General features: G+C 43.7%; 16 protein-coding genes, 7 tRNA genes and 1 rRNA gene. 17 read left to right on the top strand and 7 right to left on the bottom strand.

Annotation, left to right across the window (positions count from 1 at the left end):
• Positions 1-64 precede the first annotated feature (64 nt).
• On the top strand, positions 65-2224 hold the full coding sequence (locus BA81_RS17340; RefSeq protein ID WP_034283943.1) for a Tex family protein: 2160 nt from the start codon (positions 65-67) through the stop codon (positions 2222-2224).
• A 20-nt stretch (positions 2225-2244) separates the two neighbouring features.
• Here the strand turns inward: BA81_RS17340 and cmpA are convergent, their stop codons facing one another.
• Entirely contained in the window at positions 2245-2379 is a 135-nt protein-coding gene (gene cmpA, locus BA81_RS19620; protein WP_008346893.1) for a cortex morphogenetic protein CmpA, read from the bottom strand.
• 99 nt (positions 2380-2478) lie between these two features.
• On the opposite strand from cmpA, the gene BA81_RS17335 reads away from it, so the two are divergent.
• From BA81_RS17335 to BA81_RS17275, 13 genes are all read left to right on the top strand, one after another.
• Positions 2479-2952: a SprT family protein gene (locus BA81_RS17335; RefSeq protein ID WP_024427381.1), complete on the top strand. Its 474-nt coding sequence runs from the start codon at positions 2479-2481 to the stop codon at positions 2950-2952.
• Positions 2953-3153: 201 nt separating this feature from the next.
• Positions 3154-4131 (top strand): thiamine pyrophosphate-dependent dehydrogenase E1 component subunit alpha, encoded by a 978-nt coding sequence (locus tag BA81_RS17330; protein WP_034283940.1) that lies wholly within the window; start codon positions 3154-3156, stop codon positions 4129-4131.
• Between the two features lie 19 nt (positions 4132-4150).
• Positions 4151-5188, top strand: coding sequence for an alpha-ketoacid dehydrogenase subunit beta (locus BA81_RS17325; RefSeq protein WP_034283938.1), 1038 nt, complete (start codon positions 4151-4153; stop codon positions 5186-5188).
• Between the two features lie 17 nt (positions 5189-5205).
• Positions 5206-6336 carry a dihydrolipoamide acetyltransferase family protein gene (locus BA81_RS17320; protein ID WP_034283936.1) on the top strand — a complete coding sequence of 377 codons (1131 nt, stop codon included), beginning with the start codon at positions 5206-5208 and terminating at the stop codon, positions 6334-6336.
• Between the two features lie 16 nt (positions 6337-6352).
• Complete coding sequence (lpdA, locus tag BA81_RS17315; protein WP_034283934.1) at positions 6353-7732, top strand: dihydrolipoyl dehydrogenase; 1380 nt, start codon at positions 6353-6355, stop codon at positions 7730-7732.
• Between the two features lie 103 nt (positions 7733-7835).
• Entirely contained in the window at positions 7836-9683 is a 1848-nt protein-coding gene (locus BA81_RS17310) for a sigma-54-dependent Fis family transcriptional regulator (protein WP_024427386.1), read from the top strand.
• Between the two features lie 313 nt (positions 9684-9996).
• Positions 9997-10112, top strand: a 5S ribosomal RNA gene (rrf, locus tag BA81_RS17305).
• Between the two features lie 89 nt (positions 10113-10201).
• A tRNA-Asn gene (locus BA81_RS17300) sits at positions 10202-10276 on the top strand.
• 4 nt (positions 10277-10280) lie between these two features.
• Positions 10281-10371, top strand: a tRNA-Ser gene (locus BA81_RS17295).
• A 17-nt stretch (positions 10372-10388) separates the two neighbouring features.
• Positions 10389-10463, top strand: a tRNA-Glu gene (locus BA81_RS17290).
• A gap of 65 nt (positions 10464-10528) precedes the next feature.
• A tRNA-Thr gene (locus BA81_RS17285) sits at positions 10529-10601 on the top strand.
• 355 nt (positions 10602-10956) lie between these two features.
• Entirely contained in the window at positions 10957-12396 is a 1440-nt protein-coding gene (locus BA81_RS17280) for a SulP family inorganic anion transporter (protein WP_034283931.1), read from the top strand.
• 62 nt (positions 12397-12458) lie between these two features.
• On the top strand, positions 12459-13424 hold the full coding sequence (locus BA81_RS17275) for a bile acid:sodium symporter family protein (RefSeq protein WP_034283929.1): 966 nt from the start codon (positions 12459-12461) through the stop codon (positions 13422-13424).
• Between the two features lie 42 nt (positions 13425-13466).
• Here BA81_RS17275 and BA81_RS17270 read toward each other — a convergent pair whose 3' ends face one another.
• Genes BA81_RS17270 through murQ form a run of 6 tightly spaced genes read right to left on the bottom strand, consistent with a single transcriptional unit; the run spans position 13467 to position 21196 of the window.
• Complete coding sequence (locus BA81_RS17270) at positions 13467-14711, bottom strand: exo-beta-N-acetylmuramidase NamZ family protein (protein ID WP_034283926.1); 1245 nt, start codon at positions 14709-14711, stop codon at positions 13467-13469.
• An 11-nt stretch (positions 14712-14722) separates the two neighbouring features.
• Positions 14723-16642, bottom strand: a complete 1920-nt coding sequence (locus BA81_RS17265) for a glycoside hydrolase family 3 protein (RefSeq protein ID WP_034283924.1) — start codon at positions 16640-16642, stop codon at positions 14723-14725.
• Positions 16643-16655: 13 nt separating this feature from the next.
• Positions 16656-18011: a penicillin binding protein PBP4B gene (gene pbp4b / locus BA81_RS17260; protein ID WP_034283923.1), complete on the bottom strand. Its 1356-nt coding sequence runs from the start codon at positions 18009-18011 to the stop codon at positions 16656-16658.
• Between the two features lie 13 nt (positions 18012-18024).
• Positions 18025-19404, bottom strand: a complete 1380-nt coding sequence (locus BA81_RS17255; protein ID WP_034283921.1) for a PTS transporter subunit EIIC — start codon at positions 19402-19404, stop codon at positions 18025-18027.
• On the bottom strand, positions 19401-20270 hold the full coding sequence (locus BA81_RS17250; RefSeq protein ID WP_034283920.1) for a MurR/RpiR family transcriptional regulator: 870 nt from the start codon (positions 20268-20270) through the stop codon (positions 19401-19403). Before BA81_RS17250 ends, BA81_RS17255 begins: the two co-directional genes overlap by 4 nt.
• Positions 20271-20284: 14 nt before the next feature.
• Positions 20285-21196 (bottom strand): N-acetylmuramic acid 6-phosphate etherase, encoded by a 912-nt coding sequence (gene murQ / locus BA81_RS17245; RefSeq protein WP_034283918.1) that lies wholly within the window; start codon positions 21194-21196, stop codon positions 20285-20287.
• Positions 21197-21416: 220 nt separating this feature from the next.
• Between murQ and BA81_RS17240 the strand changes: the two genes are divergently transcribed.
• The 3 genes from BA81_RS17240 to BA81_RS17230 all read left to right on the top strand — a co-directional run bounded on the left by BA81_RS17240 (position 21417) and on the right by BA81_RS17230 (position 21649).
• Positions 21417-21491: transfer RNA gene (locus tag BA81_RS17240), tRNA-Glu, on the top strand.
• Positions 21492-21497: 6 nt separating this feature from the next.
• A tRNA-Val gene (locus tag BA81_RS17235) sits at positions 21498-21573 on the top strand.
• A gap of 3 nt (positions 21574-21576) precedes the next feature.
• Positions 21577-21649 (top strand) — tRNA-Thr (locus tag BA81_RS17230).
• The last annotated feature ends 57 nt before the right edge of the window (positions 21650-21706 follow it).

Below are 21706 nucleotides of genomic sequence, written 5' to 3'. Positions count from 1 at the left end.
TTTTTCTGTTTTGCCGGTTTTTTTGATACACTAAAAGAGAAGACACAGTGAGAGGATGCAAAGTATGAAGACATCTGACTTTTTATTGAAACAAATTGCGACAGAATTAAAGCTTTCAACAAAACAAATTGAAAGTGTGATCAAGCTCTTAGAGGATGGCAACACCGTCCCGTTTATTGCCCGTTATCGGAAAGAGCAGACAGGCTCACTGGATGAGGTGCAAATTCAAACCATTTCAGAGCGCTATACATATATCCAAAATGTCACGAACCGAAAAGAAGAAGTCATTCGCTTAATTGCTGAACAAGACAAACTAACCGATGAATTAAAACAGAAAATTGAGCAGGCTCATAAACTGCAAGAGGTCGAAGATTTATACAGGCCATTCAAACAAAAGCGCAAAACAAAGGCGAATGTAGCCAAAGCAAAAGGGCTGGAGCCGCTGGCGGAATATTTACTCACGCTGCCAAGCGATCAGGTCGAGAAGAAGGCAGCTGCTTTTATTAACGAAGAAAAAGAAGTAACAAATGTAGAAGAGGCACTTGAGGGTGCGCAGCACATCATTGCTGAACAGCTCGCAGATGATCCCGATATGAGAAAATGGATTCGCAGTGAAACGTACCAAAAGGGCAGTCTGGTCACATCAGGAAAAGACGTCGAAAGCGATGAGAAAAACGTCTATGAAATGTATTACGATTATCAAGAGCCAATCAAAAAGATTGTCCCTCACCGTGTACTAGCAGTCAACCGCGGGGAGAAAGAGGGCATTTTAAAGGCAGCCATCGAACCACCTGCTGAAAATATTCGCTTCTATCTCGACAAACAAGTTCTAAAAGGCAAACAGACAACTGCGAGACCGTTTATTGAAGCGGCAATCGATGATGCGTATAAACGCCTCATTCAGCCTTCCATCGAACGAGAAATACGAAAAGAGCTGACAGAAAAAGCAGAGGAACAAGCGATTCATATTTTTGCTGAAAACTTAAGAAAACTGCTGCTGCAGCCGCCGATGAAAGGGAAACGTGTACTTGGAGTCGACCCTGCATTTCGGACAGGCTGTAAATTAGCTGTCGTGGATGATACAGGCAAAGTCCACCATATTGGCGTCATTTATCCGCATCCGCCCGTGCAGAAAAAAGCGGAAGCGAAACAAAAAGTGAAAGAGATCATTCAATCATCAAACATCGAAGTCATTGCGATTGGAAACGGAACAGCTTCAAGAGAGACAGAACAATTCATTGCAGACTTGATTCAAGAGCTGGATCAGCCGGTGTCCTATTTGATCGTGAATGAAGCAGGAGCAAGTGTTTACTCCGCATCAGCGCTGGCACGAGAAGAGTTTCCAGATCTGCAAGTCGAAGAACGAAGCGCCATCTCAATCGCTAGAAGATTACAAGATCCTTTAGCAGAGCTCGTGAAAATTGATCCGAAGTCTGTCGGTGTGGGCCAATACCAGCATGACGTGAGTCAAAAGCAATTAAACAGCTCGTTAACCTTCGTTGTTGAGACAGTCGTCAACCAAGTCGGTGTGAACGTCAATACAGCCTCACAGGCGCTGCTGCAATACGTATCAGGCCTTTCAAAAGCCGTTGCAGGGAATATCATCAAGCGTCGCGAAGAGATTGGGAGATTCACAAGCAGAAAAGAATTGAAGGATATTCCAAGGCTCGGTGCTAAGACATATGAGCAGTGTATCGGTTTCCTTCGCATTACAGATGGACAAGACCCGCTTGATCGTACAGGTATTCACCCTGAGAGCTATAAAGAAACAAAACAGTTTTTACGCATGATCAACATGACGCCAGACGATCTTGGCACAGAGCAGTTAAAAGAGAAGATTGCTGAAGTTAAACTGGACGAAGCAGCCCAGCAGCTTGACATTGGGACCATTACACTTCGAGATATCATTGATCAGCTGACTAGACCTGAGCGTGATCCGCGGGATGAAGTGCCAAAACCGCTGCTCAAAACAGATGTGTTGAAATTGGAAGACTTGAAGCAAGGAATGGAGCTGCAAGGAACGGTGAGAAACGTTGTAGACTTCGGTGCATTCGTTGATATTGGCGTAAAGCAGGATGGGCTTGTGCATATTTCCAAGCTAAGCAACCGTTTTGTGAAGCATCCGCTTGATGTTGTATCAGTTGGTGACATTGTGACCGTATGGGTGGACTCCGTTGACCAGGCAAAAGGCCGCGTTGCCCTCACCATGCTGAAACCAGAGTAAACAAAAAAACGAGGCGCACCTTAGGATGGGGTGTGCCTTGATGTGACTGAATGTTTTTTTCTATAGAAGTACCAGCATTGATTCAGCAATTTGATTTGATAATGATTTTTCTCATAAAATGCCTTCTGCATCTGATTTTTCAGCCAGTTGGGCATCGCCCATTCCTCCTTTGATCGAAACAGTGGATGTACCTTCAATGTATGCTTAGGGGAAATTGTCCCGTTCGAGGTTTTTATAGAAAGGAACGATCTTGATTGAACGAGAGAGAATTACAGCAGTTAACAGAGCACATTTCCCAGCAGTTCTTTGGCAAGACATTCCGCCATCAGGCTGTTTTTAATGACCGGTTAAAAACGACAGGCGGGCGATATTTACTTGGTACTCACAATATTGAACTGAACCGTCGGTATCTAGAGGAGCATGGACGAGAAGAACTAATCGGGATCATCAAGCATGAGCTGTGTCATTATCATCTGCATCTTGAAGGAAAGGGCTATCAGCATCGCGACCGTGATTTTAAAGCGTTATTAAAGCAAGTAGGAGCCCCGCGTTTTTGTACACCGCTAAAGACCGTACAAAATAAGCGCCGTGCGGGGAAACGCCATGAATATATTTGCACAGGATGCGGCCGGTCTTTTATAAGGAAAAGACGGTTTGATACCTCTCGTTATGTATGCGGCGTCTGCAAAGGAAAATTAAAGTGGCTGCGCACAATCGATTCATTGTGATAAGCATTCCTCTACGGGGATGCTTTTTTTTGTTCCAATTGATGTGTGGACATATTGAGACAAAAAGAGACGCATGTCTCATTTTGTCTCTTTTTTCATCAGTGTGATTCGGTCAAAACCTAAGTGTTCATGTGTCTTCATGTTGGCACGATTTTTGCTTGTATAGAAGTGCAAGCAAAAAAGGATAGGAGGTTTTACTAAATGGAAATGGCATTGAGTAAAGAAAAAGCCGTATGGATGTATCAAAAGATGCAGGAAATCCGCCAATTTGAAGACCGGGTGCACACGCTTTTTACAAAAGGAATTTTGCCGGGGTTTGTCCATCTTTATGCTGGCGAAGAAGCTGTTGCCGTAGGAGTCTGTGCTCATCTGAATGAAAAAGACAGTATTACAAGTACACACCGGGGCCACGGCCACTGTATAGCGAAAGGCTGTGATCTAAAAGGAATGATGGCAGAAATCTATGGGAAAGCCACAGGTCTCTGTAAAGGCAAAGGCGGATCCATGCACATTGCAGATTTTGATAAAGGAATGCTCGGTGCCAACGGAATTGTTGGAGGCGGCTTTCCTCTTGCGTGCGGGGCAGCCCTCACAGCCAAATATAAAAAGACAGAAAATGTAAGCGTTTGCTTTTTTGGAGATGGTGCAAACAATCAAGGGACTTTCCACGAAGGAATCAATCTCGCGGCCATCTGGAAACTGCCCGTCATTTTCATTGCAGAAAACAATGGATACGGGGAAGCGACACCATTTTCTTATGCTTCAAGCTGCAAATCAATCGTGGATCGAGCGGCCGGTTATGACATTCCTGGGATTCAAGTAGATGGAAAAGATGTGATGGCCGTTTATCAAGCCGCAGAACAAGCAATTGAACGAGCAAAAAATGGAGAAGGTCCAACATTGATTGAATGCATGACATATCGGAATTATGGCCATTTCGAAGGAGACGCCCAGCGTTACAAAACCAATCAAGAAAAAACAGAACACCAAGAAGAGAGAGATGCGATCGCTCTTTTTAAAAATGAATTAATCAAGCAGCAGCTGCTGACGAATGGGGAGCTATCAAAGATTGAAGCGGCTGTAGCAGAAGCGATAGATGAAGCCGTTACATTCAGTGAAGAAAGTGAATATCCAGATCAGACCGAATTATTGACCGACGTGTATGTTTCGTATCAATAAATCAAAGGGGGAGAGGAAAATGACAAGAGAAATCAGCATGTCTAGTGCATTAAATGAAGCGATTAAACTTGCCATGAGAAGAGACGAGGATGTCATTTTAATGGGAGAAGATGTTGCTGGAGGTGCTCATGTCGATCACTTACAGGATGATGAAGCATGGGGCGGTGTGCTTGGTGTAACGAAAGGAATCGTTCAGGAGTTTGGACGTGAGCGAGTTCTTGACACACCGATTAGTGAAGCTGGCTATGTAGGTGCGGCCATGGCAGCAGCTTCCACAGGGCTAAGACCAATTGCAGAACTCATGTTTAATGATTTTATCGGCACCTGTCTGGACCAAGTGCTGAATCAAGGAGCAAAATTCCGATACATGTTTGGCGGAAAAGCAGAGGTACCGATCACGATCAGAACGACACATGGGGCGGGTTTTAGAGCAGCTGCTCAGCATTCGCAAAGCTTGTATGCGCTATTTACAAGCATCCCTGGATTGAAAGTAGTGGTGCCTTCTTCACCATACGATGCCAAAGGATTGCTGCTGGCAGCCATCGAGGATCTGGACCCTGTCATCTTTTTTGAAGATAAAACGCTTTACAATATCACAGGAGATGTTCCAGAGCGATACTACACGCTGCCGCTTGGTAAAGCAGAGGTGAAAAGAGAAGGCTCAGATGTGACCATTTTTGCGGTAGGCAAACAAGTTCATACAGCACTCGAAGCGGCAGAGCAATTAGCTACACGTGGAATTGAAGCAGAGGTCATTGATCCAAGAAGCTTGTCGCCGCTCGATGAAGAAGCCATTCTAACTTCAGTAGAAAAAACAAATCGGCTTGTCATTGTAGATGAAGCAAATCCAAGGTGCGGAATTGCCGCAGATATTTCTTCTCTGGTTGCGGATAAAGGATTCGATTTACTTGACGCTCCAATCAAAAAAGTGACGGCTCCTCATACACCGGTTCCGTTTTCACCACCGCTTGAAGATATCTATTTGCCGACACCTGATAAGGTTGTGAACACCGTATTAGAGATGGTTGGAAAGAGTCATGACAAGATCTTGAACTAAAGAAAGGAGAGAGGGAGATGGCTGTCGAGGTTGTGATGCCGAAATTGGGCATGTCAATGAAAGAAGGAACGGTATCTGTCTGGAATAAAGAGGTCGGAGAAACCGTAAATAAAGGGGAAAGCATTGCAAGCATCAACTCTGAAAAAATTGAAATGGAGATCGAATCACCTGCAGAAGGAACCATATTGGATATAAAAGTGCCTGAGGGAGAAGGTGTGCCGCCTGGCACGGTCATCTGCTATATCGGAGAAGGAAATGAACAGGTCGAGGAAAAGAAAGAAAAAGACCTGCCGCCAAAACAAAAGAAAGAGAGAAAGAAAATCTCCCCAGTGGCACGTAAGATTGCTCAAAGCGCTAATCTGGATATTCATACACTAGTGGGAACAGGTCCAGATGGGAGAATCACGAAAGCGGATGTGCTTCGGGCACTTCCTGATGAAAAAGAAAACCAACAAAATGAACCAAAGCATCAGCCAGTCAGCATGATGCGGAAAACCATTGCCTCGCGAATGATTGAGAGCCTGCAAACAAGTGCACAATTAACAATAACGATGAAAGCGGATGTGACAAAGCTGACAGCATTACAGTCTGAGTTGAACGAAACAGCCGCAGCACGACACGATATGAAATTAACCATGACCGATTTTGTAGCCAAAGCAGTGGTTCTTTCCCTGCTAGAGCATCCTGCAATGAACAGTCAATATCAACATGATAGAGTCGAAACTTTTGAGTATGTTCATCTTGGAATCGCTGCTGCTTTAGATCACGGTCTGGCAGTGCCTGTTATTCGGCACGCGGAAAAACTTTCACTTATTGAGCTGGCGAAGAGCATCAAATCGTATGGCAAAAAAGCACGTGAAGGCAAACTTCTCCACGATGAAATTGAAGGCTCTACCTTTACAATCACTAACCTAGGCGCCTATGGTGTGGAACATTTTACACCGATTTTGAATCCGCCGGAAGCAGGTATTCTTGGCGTTGGCAAAGCGGATCAAATGCCTGTTTATCATGGGAATGAATTATGTAAAGGGACGATCCTGCCACTCAGTCTGACATTTGACCACCGTGTGCTGGACGGGGCGCCGGCATCCGAATTTTTATCAACTGTCAAAGCATATTTAGAAAAACCAGTATCCATTCTTTTATAGGAAGAAGGTGAATTGAATGACGCTTGTCATTATAGGAGGCGGGCCAGCAGGATATGTGGCGGCAATAACAGCCGCCCGTTTTGGCAGAGAGGTTGTATTAATCGACCAAGGCCAGTTAGGAGGTACCTGCCTGAATGAAGGCTGTATTCCAACGAAAGCACTTTTGCAAAGCGCCGATATGTACGAGCATGTGAAATCAGCTGGACATTTTGGAATTGAGCTTTCAGAAAAGGAGCCTGTTATTCATTGGGATGCCGTTCAAAAGCGGAAGCGGTCAGTCGTCAAGCAGCTGACTGATGGCGTTCGTTATTTGATGAATAAAAACAAAATCAGCGTGTTAAATGGGAAAGCATCATTTCTTTCAGCTCATGAGCTATTGATAGAAAGTGAAGGGAAATCTGAAATCATTCAAGCCAAACAATTCATTATTGCTACGGGATCAGAACCTGCTGCTTTACCTTTCGCCCCATTTGATAGAGAGTGGATCATTGATAGTAAGGATGCCATGACGCTCCCTTCAATACCAGATTCGCTTTGTATCATTGGTGGAGGGGTGATCGGCTGTGAGTTTGCAAGCATCTTTAGCAGAATGGGATCAAAGGTTGTCATGGTGGAACAGGCAGCACACATTTTACCTGAAGAAGATCACGATACAGCTAACTGTCTTCACGATCAGCTTCAAAAAGCAGGTGTAGAGATTTTGACATCAGCAGCAGTCAAACAGCTTGATGCAAGCTCAAAAAAAGTGGCCGTTGAGAAGGATCATGGGGAGCGCTGTGAAATCCAGTCCGATCATTGTTTAGTCGCCATTGGCAGAAAGCCGAGGCTGGAAGAGCTGAATCTTGAGCAGATCGGCATTGAATTTGACAGGAACGGCATCTGCGTGAATGAGCATATGCAAACCAATCTCCCGCATATCTATGCGTGCGGTGATGTGACAGGCGGCGTTCAGCTTGCTCATGCTGCTTTTCATGAAGGAACGATTGCGGCATCACATGCATCAGGGGAAGATGTAAAGGTCAATGAACACGTGATTCCAAGGTGCATCTACACGTCTCCAGAAATCGCTAGTGTCGGTTTAAATGAAGAGAATGCTAGAAAACAATATGGGGAGATTCGGATAGGGAAATTTGCATTCTCTGCAAATGGAAAAGCACTAATTTTAAATCAGCCAGCTGGTCAAGTAAAGGTCATTGTCGAACCGCAATATCAAGAAATTTTAGGTGTATCCATCATCGGACCGAATGCCACAGAACTGATTGGACAAGCGGCGGTGATGATGCATACAGAGTTGACAGCTGATACATTAGAGCAGTTTATTGCGGCACATCCGACACTCTCTGAGGCGATACACGAAGCCTTGCTGCAAACAAATGGACGAGCGGTGCACTGCTGATAGAGAAACCTTCTATCCGATTGACTTCCTGGGTCAGCCAATAATTGAAAGCGCTTTTATAATTATCTATAATGGATAAAAAGCCCCCAGAGGAGAGGATGGAATGAATCCGACGCCTTGTTATTTAAATACTTGGAAACGTTTTGTTCATGAAGGTTTGCTTGATAGATCTCGTCTGGATAAGAGAGTGATGGAGTCATGGCACAGATGTAAACAGGCAAATGTGAACCCGTATTTAGATAAAGGACAGTCGTTTTTAGAAAAGGAATTATTCAGTGTTCAAAAAAAGAAGTACTCACTATTTCTAAATGCCGCTCTTCCTTACTTAAATAAAATCAGTCAGCAATTAAAAGAATCTGACATGATGGCTTTACTCATCGATGCAGATGGTTATGTGCTAAGTCTGACAGGAAGCCAAAGGACGCTGGTAGAAGCGAAAAAAATAAATTTTATGGAGGGCGCGCGCTGGACCGAAGCCGATGTGGGGACGAACGCTATTGGAACGGCACTGGTCATTGGGGAAGCTGTAGCGATCAACGGAACTGAGCATTTTTCAGTCGCTTCCCACCATTGGAGTTGTTCAGCGGCCCCTATTCGTGATGCAGACGGCACGATCATAGGAGTCATTGATATCTCCTGTATGGCGGATCAAAGGCATCCTTTTATGCTTGGAATGGCTTCAACAGTTGCATATGCCATAGAGAGAGAAATTCAGGTCCAGCAAAAAAGAAAAGAGATGGAGCTGATCAGTCATTGTCTCCAGCAGGTAGAAGCGGACGAGCCGTATGTTGTCTGTAATGAGAAAAAGCAGATTGTTTTGGCAAGTAAGCCGATTAGAGACCGATTTTCAGACTGGTACGGAATGGATGTTGAGCTGCTCATGGACGATACATTTGTTACACGAGACAAGCAGATCATTCAGTCAGAGCAGGACGGAAAGATGCTTGGGATGTCTTTTTCGTTTGAAGAAGCAGCGAAGAGCAATATAACCGTTTCTTTTGCTCAATTTCCCGGGGAATCTGGAACAAGTACGGTATTTCAACAGACGCTCAGCAAAATAAAACGAGCAGCACAAACAGATGCAAATGTCTATATTTGGGGAGAAACAGGTACAGGGAAAGAACTGGCCGCTCGAGCGATTCACTTAGCTAGTGAAAGACATGAAGGACCGTTTATTGCCGTTAATTGTGGAGCCATACCTGAAAGCCTGTTAGAAAGCGAACTATTTGGTTATGCTGAAGGGGCTTTTACAGGGGCAAAACGTCATGGAGCAAAGGGGAAGTTTGAACAGGCGCAAAAAGGAACGCTCTTTTTAGACGAAATTGGAGAAATCCCTTATGCGATGCAAGTGGCGCTTCTTAGGGTCATTGAAGAAAGGAAAGTCGTACCGCTCGGCGGGACACACGAAATCCCTTTGGATATTAGAATCATTACAGCGACACACCGGAATATGAACGAACTGTTGAAGGAAGATAAAATACGAGAAGATTTGTATTACCGTCTTCATGTCTATCCAATCAACATCCCGCCGCTTAGGGAAAGAAAAGAAGACATTGTTGATTTATATCGTTACTACCAAAAGAAACACCAATGGAATGCAGCATTTCCTGAATCATTTTTTCGTAAGCTTGAAGCGTACCATTGGCCAGGAAACATACGAGAGCTTTTTAATCTGTTTGAACATATAAGGGTACTGTTTCCTAAAGGAGGATGGATTGGTGAATCGCAATATGCGGCGGTATTAGAGGCGATGGATCAGAAAAAGCAGAAGCTGCATCTACCAGAGTATACCGAGAATCCAAAAGAACTCACGCTTAGGGAACGCATTCAAAAGCAAACAGTGATAGACGCACTTCACAAAACGAAGGGCCATGTGTCAGAAGCAGCGAGGTCAGCAGGCGTGCCAAGAAGCACCTTTTACAAGTGGATGCGGAAGTATAAGCTGTCATGAACCCATAAAGAGCGCAGCAGCAAGGAGGCCTTGGTCTTTCAATTAGAGGTCGGGGTCTTTCTGTCATGTCTAAACAGAAAACAAAAAGGAAGGAAGAAAGGCTTGACTGTTATATTAGTATATGTTAAATTATAAAAGCCGTCGCTAATGAGACAGGAATGAAACACTTAAAAATTCTTGACACATTTTTCTGGCATAGATATAATGAAACATGTCTTATTTGAACATTGTTATCTAGTTTTGAGAGAACATTTTTAAAATATCTCTTGATTTATTTTCAATACATAGTATAATATCTTTTGTCACTAAATTGTCTGGTGATGATGGCGAAGAGGTCACACCCGTTCCCATACCGAACACGGAAGTTAAGCTCTTCAGCGCCGATGGTAGTTGGGGGTTTCCCCCTGTGAGAGTAGGACGCCGCCAAGCTTTTTGTTTATATCCTTCCAATGGAAGAAGTTACTTTATAGTTGGGGGTTTCCCCCTGTGAGAGTAGGACATCGCCAGGCTTTCTTCATTCCGCAGTAGCTCAGTGGTAGAGCTATCGGCTGTTAACCGATCGGTCGTAGGTTCGAATCCTACCTGCGGAGCCAATTTGGAGAGCTGTCCGAGTGGCCGAAGGAGCACGATTGGAAATCGTGTAGGCGGTAACCCCGTCTCAAGGGTTCGAATCCCTTGCTCTCCGCCACAATTTACATAATAAAGGGCCCGTTGGTCAAGCGGTTAAGACACCGCCCTTTCACGGCGGTAACACGGGTTCGAATCCCGTACGGGTCACCATTTTTATAGAATATACACCAGCATTTTTTATTCGTCGTAGGTTCGAGTCCTACCTGCGGAGCCATGCTTCCATAGCTCAGTAGGTAGAGCACTTCCATGGTAAGGAAGAGGTCAGCGGTTCGAGCCCGCTTGGAAGCTTTCCTCTATATGTTGATATGACAAGGTTTCTCGATGATGAGAAGGCTTTTTTTGTTTGTTTACATATATATTGAACTGCTCGATGATCAGTAGACTGATGACTTTAGGAAAGCGAATAAAACGGCTTGCACAGCATTGTTGCATCGCTTTTTTACTTATCTCCTTCTTTTTGATCTTGATTCTTCAGTCTCTTTCTTTTATTCTTACTAAAGTGCTATCCTCTATATCAAAAGACTCTGTACGTTCCTCTTTTCCCCCGAAAGTGAAGTATCGTTTGTTTTTCCTTTCTTCATCTCCAGGTATAGTTGATCTTCTTTTTCCATGTACGGAATGTATATAAAAAGGAGTAGATGGTTTGAAAGATTTATTTGTAAAGCAAGAATGGTTTGGACATGTACGTCAGGACGTTCTTGCGGGTATATTAGTCGCACTGGCTTTAATTCCTGAAGCCATTGCGTTTTCGATTATTGCGGGCGTTGATCCGAAAGTCGGGTTGTATGCATCGTTTTGTATTGCGATTGTGATTTCGTTTGTTGGTGGACGCCCAGGCATGATTTCGGCTGCAACAGGGGCTATGGCTCTCGTCATGGTTCACTTGGTTGCTGATCATGGGTTGCAATATTTGTTTGCAGCTACGATTTTGACGGGTTTGATTCAAATTGTGTTCGGATTGTGCCGAGTATCTCGTTTGATGAAATTTATTCCGAGGTCCGTCATGGTTGGCTTTGTCAATGCGTTGGCTATTATGATCTTCATGGCTCAGCTTCCACATTTCGTTGGGGAATCATTAGCCATGTATATGATGACAGGTGGTGCCCTGCTGATCATTTATTTATTGCCTATGGTGATAAAGGTGATACCTTCCCCACTCATTGCCATTATTGTAATGACGATATTGGCTGTATTTGGACATATTGATGTTAGAACAGTTGGAGATATGGGAGAGCTTCCTAGTTCTTTGCCTGTTTTTCTGATTCCTCAAGTTCCGTTTAGCTGGGAAACACTTGCTATCATTTTTCCTTATTCTTTAGCACTTGCGATGGTTGGTTTACTTGAGTCTCTTTTAACCGCACAGATTGTCGATGATATGACAGAGACGTCTAGTAATAAGAACAAGGAAGCGAGAGGTCAAGGGATTGCCAATGTGGTTGCGGGATTCTTTGGCGGTATGGCTGGTTGTGCGATGATTGGCCAATCTGTGATTAATACGAAGGCAGGAGGACGAGGCCGGCTTTCTACCTTTGTAGCGGGTGCTTTTTTAATGGTGCTGATTTTTGTACTAGGTGATGTCGTGGTTCAAATTCCGATGGCTGCTCTTGTGGCTGTGATGTTCATGGTTTCCATTGGCACATTTGATTGGAGTTCCTTTCAGCAGCTAAAAAAGAATCCGAAAACAGATTCTATTGTGATGGTTGTCACGGTCGTGACGGTGGTGTTGACTCATGATTTATCAAAAGGCGTTTTTGCAGGTGTACTGCTTAGTGCGGTATTCTTTGTCGCAAAGATATCGAAGCTTCATATTACGTCTAAAGAAAGCCAGGCAGGTACTTGGGAATATCGAGTTAAAGGACAAATTTTCTTTGCTTCTGTCACTGACTTGATCCAAGCTTTCCATCAGGGGAAAGAACTCCAATCTGTTGTGATTGATTTGTCTGAAGCACGTATATGGGATGAATCAGGTGTATCAGCGATAGAACGTATAAAGGAAAGGTATCAAGCAAATGGCGTCCAGGTGGACGTAGTTGGAATGGATACATCAAGTCAAAAGCTTATGAAACAGGTGAGTGGTTCTTAAAAAGGCCTTTCTGTCTGTTACAATAGAAAAGGTAAGAAAGTGAAGGGATGGAGGTGGCCGGCATGCTTGTGCGTTTGAATCAAGTACTCGGCCGGATGATGCCGCTCATTACACCTTTTAGTGTGTTACTCGGTGTTTTATTGGCGGCCTATTTAAAGGATTTTACGTTTTTGGTGCCATGGGTTTTTGCTGTTATGACCTTTGCAGGGAGTTTGTCTTCTACTTTTTCGGCTTTAAAGCATACAGTGATGCACCCATTGCCTTTGATTTTATCGTTTATGATTTTGCACGTGTTGATGCCTCTTTATGCTTGGTCAGCGGGACATCTCATATTTGCGGGTGATGCTATGACGATCACCGGTTTGACACTTGCAATGGTGATTCCCACAGGAGTTTCTAGTTTAATATGGGCGGCAATGTATAAGGGGAATGTTGGGTTAACGTTATCCATTATTTTAATTGATACATTGCTTTCGCCATTGATTGTGCCAGCCAGTTTGTCACTTTTGGCCGGTACACAGGTTCATATGGACATGGTCGCGATCATGAAAGGGCTGTTTGGGATGGTGGTGCTTCCATCTATTTTAGGGATGCTCGTTCGTCAATATGCAAAGCCTGCTGTGACAAAAATGATTAGTCAGACACTGTCACCTTTTTCAAAAATAGGCTTGTTTGTAGTGGTGTCGATCAACAGCTCTGTTGTTGCGCCATACTTGCGTGAACTGGATGCCGCATTTTTTAGCAAGGCAGCGACTGTGTTTCTCATTGCGATGAGCGGATATGCGTTTGCATGGTTGATTGGAAAGACGATGAAATGTACTCAAGGAGAGATTGTGGCTATCGTGTATACGGGCGGTATGAGAAACATTAGTGCGGGGGCTGTGCTTGCCATTAGCTTTTTCCCGCCTGCTGTCGCTGTTCCTGTGGTGATTGGCATGCTGTTTCAGCAAGTGCTTGCTGCCTTGTTTGGTTTCTTACTCAATCGTTTTGAGCTGAAAGCACCTGCTGTGACCAAATCTTTCTCATGAAAAAACCTCCATCCTTTGATAGATGGAGGTTTTTTCTGTGATTTAATAGATGAGATATTTTTTTCGTTTCTTTTCGAATGTTTTGAGGTCGTGATGATAGCGTTTCATCATATGTTTGACGGAAGTTCCTTTATTGATTTCTTCTTTCATCCAGCCATTCCCGATGAGTTTGTCAAAGCTGCCTGTTTGAAGGAACTCAAAGTCATTAGGGTATAAATCATGTATTTCTTTGATGATGGATAACCCCGTTTTCACCGCTTCGAAGGATGAGCGGTCTGTGACATATAACTGCACACCATGAGATAGTGTACCGGCATGTTTAGAAAATGTGGGGGTGAATGACACAGGTCTAAATTGAACGCCTTTTAGTTTTAGCTTATTTAAATGATCTGCCAGCTCGCTGCTATTGATATATGGTGCACCAATGAGCTCGAATGGTTTTGTCGTTCCTCTGCCTTCAGAGACATTTGTGCCTTCAATTAATCCTGTGGCAGGATATACAAAGGTACTATCCACTGTTGGCATGTTAGGAGAAGGAAGGACGAACGGCAGCTTTGTATCATCGAATGTCATGGACCGCTTCCAATTTTTCATTTTGATGACTGTTACATCAGCATTGATATGAAACTCTTTGTTAAACAGTTTTGCAAGCTCACCAGTAGTCATTCCATGTCTTAATGGGATGGGATAGAGCCCTACAAATGAGGCGTGTTCAGGCTCTAAAACAGGTCCTTCTACTTTTAGTCCGCCAATGGGATTTGGGCGGTCTAGGACAACAAAGGGAATGTTGTTTTCTTTAGCGGCTTCCATCGCATAGGCCATCGTGTAAATATAGGTGTAATAACGAGTACCAACGTCTTGAATATCAAACAGCAGGACATCTACATTTTTCAGCATTTCAGGAGTTGGTTTTCTTGTTTTTCCATAAAGAGAGTAAACAGGAAGCCCTGTTTTTTCATCGGTATAGGATTCGACGCCTTCTCCTGCTTGTGCATCGCCGCGTACGCCGTGTTCAGGTCCATATAAAGCAGTGAGCTTGATATTTGGATGTTCAAATAGGAGATCGACACTGCTTTTCATATTTGCATCGATGCCAGTCGGGTTTGTAATGAGACCAACTCTTTTCCCTTTTAGCCATGAAAGATTGCTTGAGAGTAGTGTTTCGATCCCTGTTTTGACTGATGCTTTTTTCCCTTTTGTGACTGTTCGTTCTTCTGCGGGAGAGGCAGCGGTCAATGTGCTCATCATGAGAAAGCTTGCGAGTATGAAACTGACTGTTTTCTTCAAGAGAATCCCTCCTATTTGATCTGTTTCCCTTTCAAGTTGAGGCCATAGCCGAATGGGTAAAGGGTTTGATTTGGATGAGTGACAGATGGGATATCAACTGGCAGTTTCCCTTTAGGTGATGCAGCTCCAAATATCACTTCTAGTCCAGCAGGAATATTTGGCTGATTGAATTGTCCGTTTGAGTAGCCTTTAAAACCGTACACAGCTAGTAAGGCATCGGCTTCTTCAAAATTTGCCGCATCATAAGGATTTCTAAGACTCATGATGACCATTTTTTTGTTTTGTGCTGCTGCTTCTTTCATGACAGCACGAGGGAAGGCGGTTGCCCATTTTTTCGGATCCTGGACATTGTCATCAATTACGCCATCATTCACTGCTGGATCATTTTGGACAACGTAAGAGCCAGTGATGACATAGTCAGCTTCTTGAATCAGTTTGGCTGTATCTTTGGTGAACGTTTTATCCGCAAAAGCATATGACTGGATGCTTACAGACTTGATCTTTTTTTGTTTCATGAGAGATTCGACTGTGACAGACATTGCTTTTGTCTGATCTTCGTAAGGTGCCATGACCACGATTTTGTCATTCTTTTTAGGCTTGAAAGGTAAGGTTTTTTTGTTGTTTTTAAGCAGGGTGATCCCTTCACGTGCCATTTTTTGTTCTGCTTTAAGGTGCGACTTTTTCCCAACGACTTGAGTGGCTTTTTTGATTTTTTTCTCAAGATTGATTGGTTTTTTGGAGGAAATAATGCCGCGTTTGATTTTCAATTGAAGATTTTTTTCGACAGATTCGTTGATCTGCGACATCGGAATCTCTTTCTTTAAAATCGCTTGTTTGACAGCATTGAATACATTCTCTAGGTTTTTCTCTGTTTTTAATGAGGTGACTGGTGCTGGCATGAGAGCGATGTCGACGCCTGCTTTAATGGCCATCACGACGGCTTCTTCCTGTCCGAAATTATCTGCAATCGCTTTCATATTTAGAGCGTCTGTCACAACAACACCTTGAAAGCCCATCTCTTCTTTTAATAAGTGTGTGATGACTTTTTTTGATAAGGTTGCTGGAACCATGATGTCCTCGCCATCTTTTTTGCTTCGATACGTTGTGTCATCAATGGCAGGAAATTGCACATGAGCGGTCATGACCATATCTGCACCAGCATTGATCGCTTGTTGGAACGGATACAGCTCAACCTTTTTTAAACGATCTAGGTCATGCTCTACGAGCGGCAAGCCGTAGTGACTATCGACGGCAGTATCACCATGTCCCGGGAAATGTTTTAGTGTGGAAATGGTCTTTTCCTTTTGAAGTCCTTTCATGGTTTGAAGGCCAAGTATAGAGACAAGAGCAGGATCAGAGCTAAAGGAACGGACACCAATGACGGGGTTGTTTGGGTTATTATTCACATCAAGCACAGGAGAGAAGTTTGTATTGATGCCTAAGGCGTTTAATTCTTTTCCGATGATTTTTCCTGTGTCATATGCATTTTTTTTGCTTCTAGAGGCACCAATCGACATATTTCCTGGGAAATGTGTTCCCTTTTGTAACCTTGTGACGATTCCGCCTTCTTGATCAATGGAAATGAGTAAAGGAATGTTTGGTGATGCTTTTTGAAATTCATGGGTGAGTTTCACGGTTTGTTTTGTATCAACGACATTCTCGGCAAATAAGATGACACCGCCTAGATGATATTTTTCTACAAGGTGAGATACTTCGTTATTCATCTTTGTGAAGCCTGTAGGTGCGGATTCATCTTTTGTTTGCCAGTTGCGAAAGTCCGGCATGAGCATTTGACCTATCTTTTCATCCAGTGACATGTCTTGAACCATTTGTTTAGCGGTTGGCAGAGAGGCAGAGCTAACCTTTTCCGTTGGAATGGAAGAGGTTAGCAGGGCTAAAACCAGTGCAGCGGGGAAGAGAGCTTTCAACATCGAATTCCTCCTTTTACTGAAAAGATTCGTAGATTGCGGTCATGATGCTTCCATAAGTACCAGTTGGGAACAGGTCGCCTTCAAATTGATTAGGATTTGTTTCTGGTGAAACAACGGGTGAATGTTTCTTATTCGTCAGCAACACGACACCTAAATTGTGTTTAGGATCAATCAACGTCATGGTGCCGGTCCAGCCAGTATGCCCATAGGCTTCGTTACTTGCATATTTTCCAAACATCCATTCCATGTCAGTATGACCGTTTTTTCGCCAGCCTAGCCCGTAAGTTGGGTTCGTATCAGATGAGGCTGTAAAGAGATCGATAGAAGCCTGATCAAAGATGGTTGTTTTTCCATAGCCTCCTTTATTAAGCATCAGCTGAAGCAGCACGGCCATATCTGAGGTATTCGAGAAAAGTCCAGCGTGGCCGGAGATACCTGCCATTGAGTAATATGCTTTCTCGTCGTGTACTTCACCTAGCAGGGTGTACCGTCGGATGTTTTCAAAATCGATGACACCGTCTCGTGAATTGCCTAAACGTTCAGTTGCTGCAAAATGCTTCGGCTTGAACCCTTTTTGCAGCGGATTGAACATTGTATGTTTGAGACCTAGCGGCCGATAAATCGTTGACTCGACATATTGATCAAGAGGCATGCCTGTTTTCTTCTCGATGATCATGCCTAGCAGCATGTAATCAATGTCACTATAAATGTGCTGGGTACCTGGCTTGTATTGCAGCGGTATCTTTGGCAGCCATTTCATCGTTGTTTTTCTGTCTTGAGAATAAAAAGAGCCAGCTGTTTCTTTGCTATAAAATAAGACACTGGAAGGGAGACCCGCAGAATGGGTGAGAAGATCTTTTACCCTGAGCTGGTCTTTACCGGTTACTTTTGCATCAGGTTCATCCTGAAAATCTGGAAGGATGGTCTGTATTTTTTCGTTGACATCAAGTTTTTTCTCGTAGACAAGCTTTTGCAGGGCATAGTTGGTCGCATACATTTTTGTATTGGATGCCAGATCGAATAGTGTATCCTTTTTCATTTTTTTATACGATTTGAGCTCTGTTGTGCCATCGTATTTTTGCCGGTAGCCATAGGCTTTTTGATGGACGATTCTTCCGTCCTTGATAATGATGAGAGCGGCTCCTGGAAATCCTGCTTTGATGTCATTTTGAATCATTTGATCAACCTTCCTCAGCTGCCTGGAAGAAACACCTACTTGTTCCGGTCGTTTTGCTTTTTTTAAAACGGGATATTCTTCAGGTGCTGTTTTAGACAAAGACGATACAGGATGGGAGCTAGTTGCAAATGTTTGTACTGGTAACCCAAGGAGCATGAGCAGACATGTGATCAAAAGAAAACATTTCTTCAAGGTCTAAACCTCCTTATTGATTGTGATCCTCGAATTCAACAGCCATATCATCATGAAATCCAAATAAGTATGTGAAGAAAAATCCAGCAACATATGCGATAAATAGTCCAATTAAGTAAAGAAGCATTTGATGTGTGTTAACAATAAAGGTTAATGGAAGACCGGATACCCCGATGGCTTTCGTCGCAATTTGGAAGTAGGCTTGAAATGCGCCGCCGATTCCTGCACCAAGACAAGCGGTGAGAAATGGTCGTCCCAGCGGGAGTGTGACACCGAAAATGAGTGGTTCGCCAATGCCCAGCATCCCTGAAGGAAGTCCGCCAGCGATGGCTCTTTTGAGCTTTTTCTTTTTTGTTTTCATATAAATGGCGAATGCAGCGCCGACCTGTCCTGCACCGCCCATAGCGAGAATTGGCAGAAGCGGGTCATCTCCAATTGAATTGATGAGTTCCATATGAATCGGTGTCAGCCCTTGGTGAAGTCCTGTTACAACAAGTGGGAGGAAGGTAGCACCAAGAACAAATCCTGCGAAAATTCCGCCCATATTCAATAGATAAGTCAGTCCTGAGGTGATGGCATCAGATATAAATCCGCCGACTGGCATGAAGACAACGTACGTGAAAATACCTGTAATGAGCAGTGTGATGGTTGGTGTGACGATGATATCAAGTGATTGCGGGACGAAGCGTCTAATTCGGGTTTCCACAAGTGCCATAAAGATGGCGGCTAGAAGAACACCGATGAGTCCGCCTCTGCCTGGTAGAATATTTGTGCCAAATAACATAATGTCTGCGGAGGCTGGGTTAATAATGAGGATACCAGCTAATGCGCCTAATGCAGGAGAGCCTCCAAATTCCTTTGCGGCATTTGTTCCGACTAATATCCCGAGATAAGCGAAAAGTCCAGAACCGATAACCGTTAAAATAATCGCAGCTTGAGATTTTTCGTCAAGCCAGCCTGCTTGCACGATTGCTTTTGTTATTCCGGTAATCAGACCTGAGGCAACTAGTGCCGGAATAATTGGAATGAAAATGCTGGCAATCCGACGTAAGAACAGCTTGAACGGTGTGCGGTTCTTTTGTGAAATGGCTTGCTTGTTTTTTTGTGCTTCGTTGTTTAAATCATAAGAGCCAGAGGCATTTAGCAGCTCTTCAAACGCACTTGATACTTGGTTGACAACGCCAGTGCCTAAAATGATTTGAAGCGTTTCTGCTTCGACGACGCCAATGACGCCATCGAGTTCTTTGATTGCTGTGACGTGAACTTTTTCATTGTCCATCGGTGTAATTCGGAGCCTTGTCATACAATGTGTATGGGAAGAGATATTTTCAGAACCACCACAGAGTGAAAGAATGTCTTTCGCCAACTGCTGATATTTCTTTTGATGACTCATGTTGAATCCCCCTTTGATTTTCGTTTCATGGAGCGGATGGCATGCCTTGTCTTGTCAATATATTGGGCTGTCTCTTCATATTGACGAGAAGCTAAACTGAGGAACAAGACATCAATTAAGTAGAGCTGTGCCATTCTAGAGGAAGTGGCAGCACTGCGAAAAGGTGCTTCATTGGAACCGGACGTCGATAGGTGAACATCACATAAAGCAGAAACGCTTGTATGACCTGGATGTGTTAAAGCAATGGTTTTCACTTGGTTGTCTTTTGCAAGCTGAAGGGCTTGAATGATGTCTAACGTTTCTCCTGAAAAGGAGATACCAAACACAATGTCATTCTCTCCCGCATTTGCAATGACCGTAGATGCAATGTGCATGTCAGTGAAGGCTGTCGCTGCATAGTTAATTCTGAGAAATTTCTGCTGGGCATCAGCTGCGACGATGCCAGATGCACCAACACCGATAAAATGAATTTGGTTTGCATGCAGCAGTAATTGAACAGCCTTTTCTAAAGCATCTGCATTTAAAATAGAAGCGGTGTCCTTAATCGATTGAATCGAGTTTCCTGCTGTTTTTTGAATAATGGATTGAAGCGGTTCATCTTGTTCGATATCTCTGTAGCCTTGTTTATCGTCATGCATCAAGTCTCCAGCGATCCGCATTTTTAAATCGTGATAGCCATCCAGCCCGAGAGATTTACAAAGGCGGATGACTGCAGAGCTGCTTGCGCCGGCTGCCTGACTGATTTCGTGTACTGTACTTTTAATGACTTTGTCAGGATGGGCAAGGATATAGTCTGCAATGATTTTTTCAGATTGGGGAAGCTTTGATTTGATTGTGTGTAGTAGGGTAAGTCCACCTGCTGACATGAGCTCTGCCTCCTTTAGGATTGATAACGTGAGATCGCTTTGTCGATGTGGCCATTCGTTTTGTTGAGTAAATCTTTGGCTGTTTTCTTGTCTGTGTTTGTTTGGAGCATGACGATGGCCGTTTTGACTTCTAAGTCTGCTGCTTCAAGAGTCTTCACGGCTTGTTCGTAGGAAGCGTTTGTCACATGTTGAATGATGGTGATGGCGCGTTCTTTTAATTTATGATTGCTGACTTTTACATCAACCATCAGGTTTTCATATACTTTGCCTTGTCTAATCATGACAGACGTGGAAAGCATATTTAAAATCATTTTATGAGTGGATGCTGCTTTCATTCTTGTTGACCCAGTGATGGCTTCTGGTCCTACAATGACCTCAATGGCGCAATCTGCAAGCTCGCTAATTTCTGCTTGTTCATTGCAGCTGAGTGCTACTGTTTTAGCTCCAATCGACTTTGCATAGTTTAAAGCGCCGATGATATAAGGTGTCCTGCCGCTTGCGGCAATACCGACGACTGTATCTTTTGATGTCAGGTGGATGTGTACTAAATCCTGTTTGCCGGCTTCTTCACTGTCTTCCACATCTTCGGCAGCTTGAGAAAAAGCTGAGTCTCCGCCTGCCATGATGCCAACAATGACATCAGGTGAGACGCTATAGGTTGGGGGACATTCGACAGCATCCATTACGCCAATTCTGCCGCTTGTTCCGGCGCCTAAATAAATGAGTCTGCCTCCATTTGAGATGGATTCATAAGCAAAGTCACTTGCTGTTTTGACATGTGGAAGTACAAGGTTGACTGCTTGAGCGACCTTCATATCTTCTTCATTGATCATCTGGAGTATTTCAAGCGGATCTGCTTGAGAAATTCCCATTGTGTTGGGGTTTCTTGATTCTGTTGTCAAAGAACGCAGTTGAGATGGCTGCATGTGACATACCTCCTTATTTCTTCATTTTCAGTATATTGAGTATGATATGAAATTTCAATATTATATTTGAATATTGAAATTATATTTCAGTCAAATTGTTGAACGAATAGGGAGTAAATAGTTAGAAAATAAAAAAAATAAAAATCCCCTTTACAAAAGGGGGACAACCTGTATATAATAACTTTTGTCAGCTTCACGGAAACAACAAACTTGACAAACTGGCCCGTTGGTCAAGCGGTTAAGACACCGCCCTTTCACGGCGGTAACACGGGTTCGAATCCCGTACGGGTCACCATGATGTGGAGGATTAGCTCAGCTGGGAGAGCATCTGCCTTACAAGCAGAGGGTCGGCGGTTCGAGCCCGTCATCCTCCACCATATGCCGGTGTAGCTCAACTGGTAGAGCAACTGACTTGTAATCAGTAGGTTGGGGGTTCAAGTCCTCTTGCCGGCACTGTTTTTTCTTTATCAATTCCATATGTGGAGGGGTAGCGAAGTGGCTAAACGCGGC

This window comes from Bacillus safensis FO-36b, from assembly GCF_000691165.1.
Classification (GTDB): domain Bacteria; phylum Bacillota; class Bacilli; order Bacillales; family Bacillaceae; genus Bacillus; species Bacillus safensis.
This window is presented reverse-complemented; position numbering and strand designations above follow the sequence as displayed.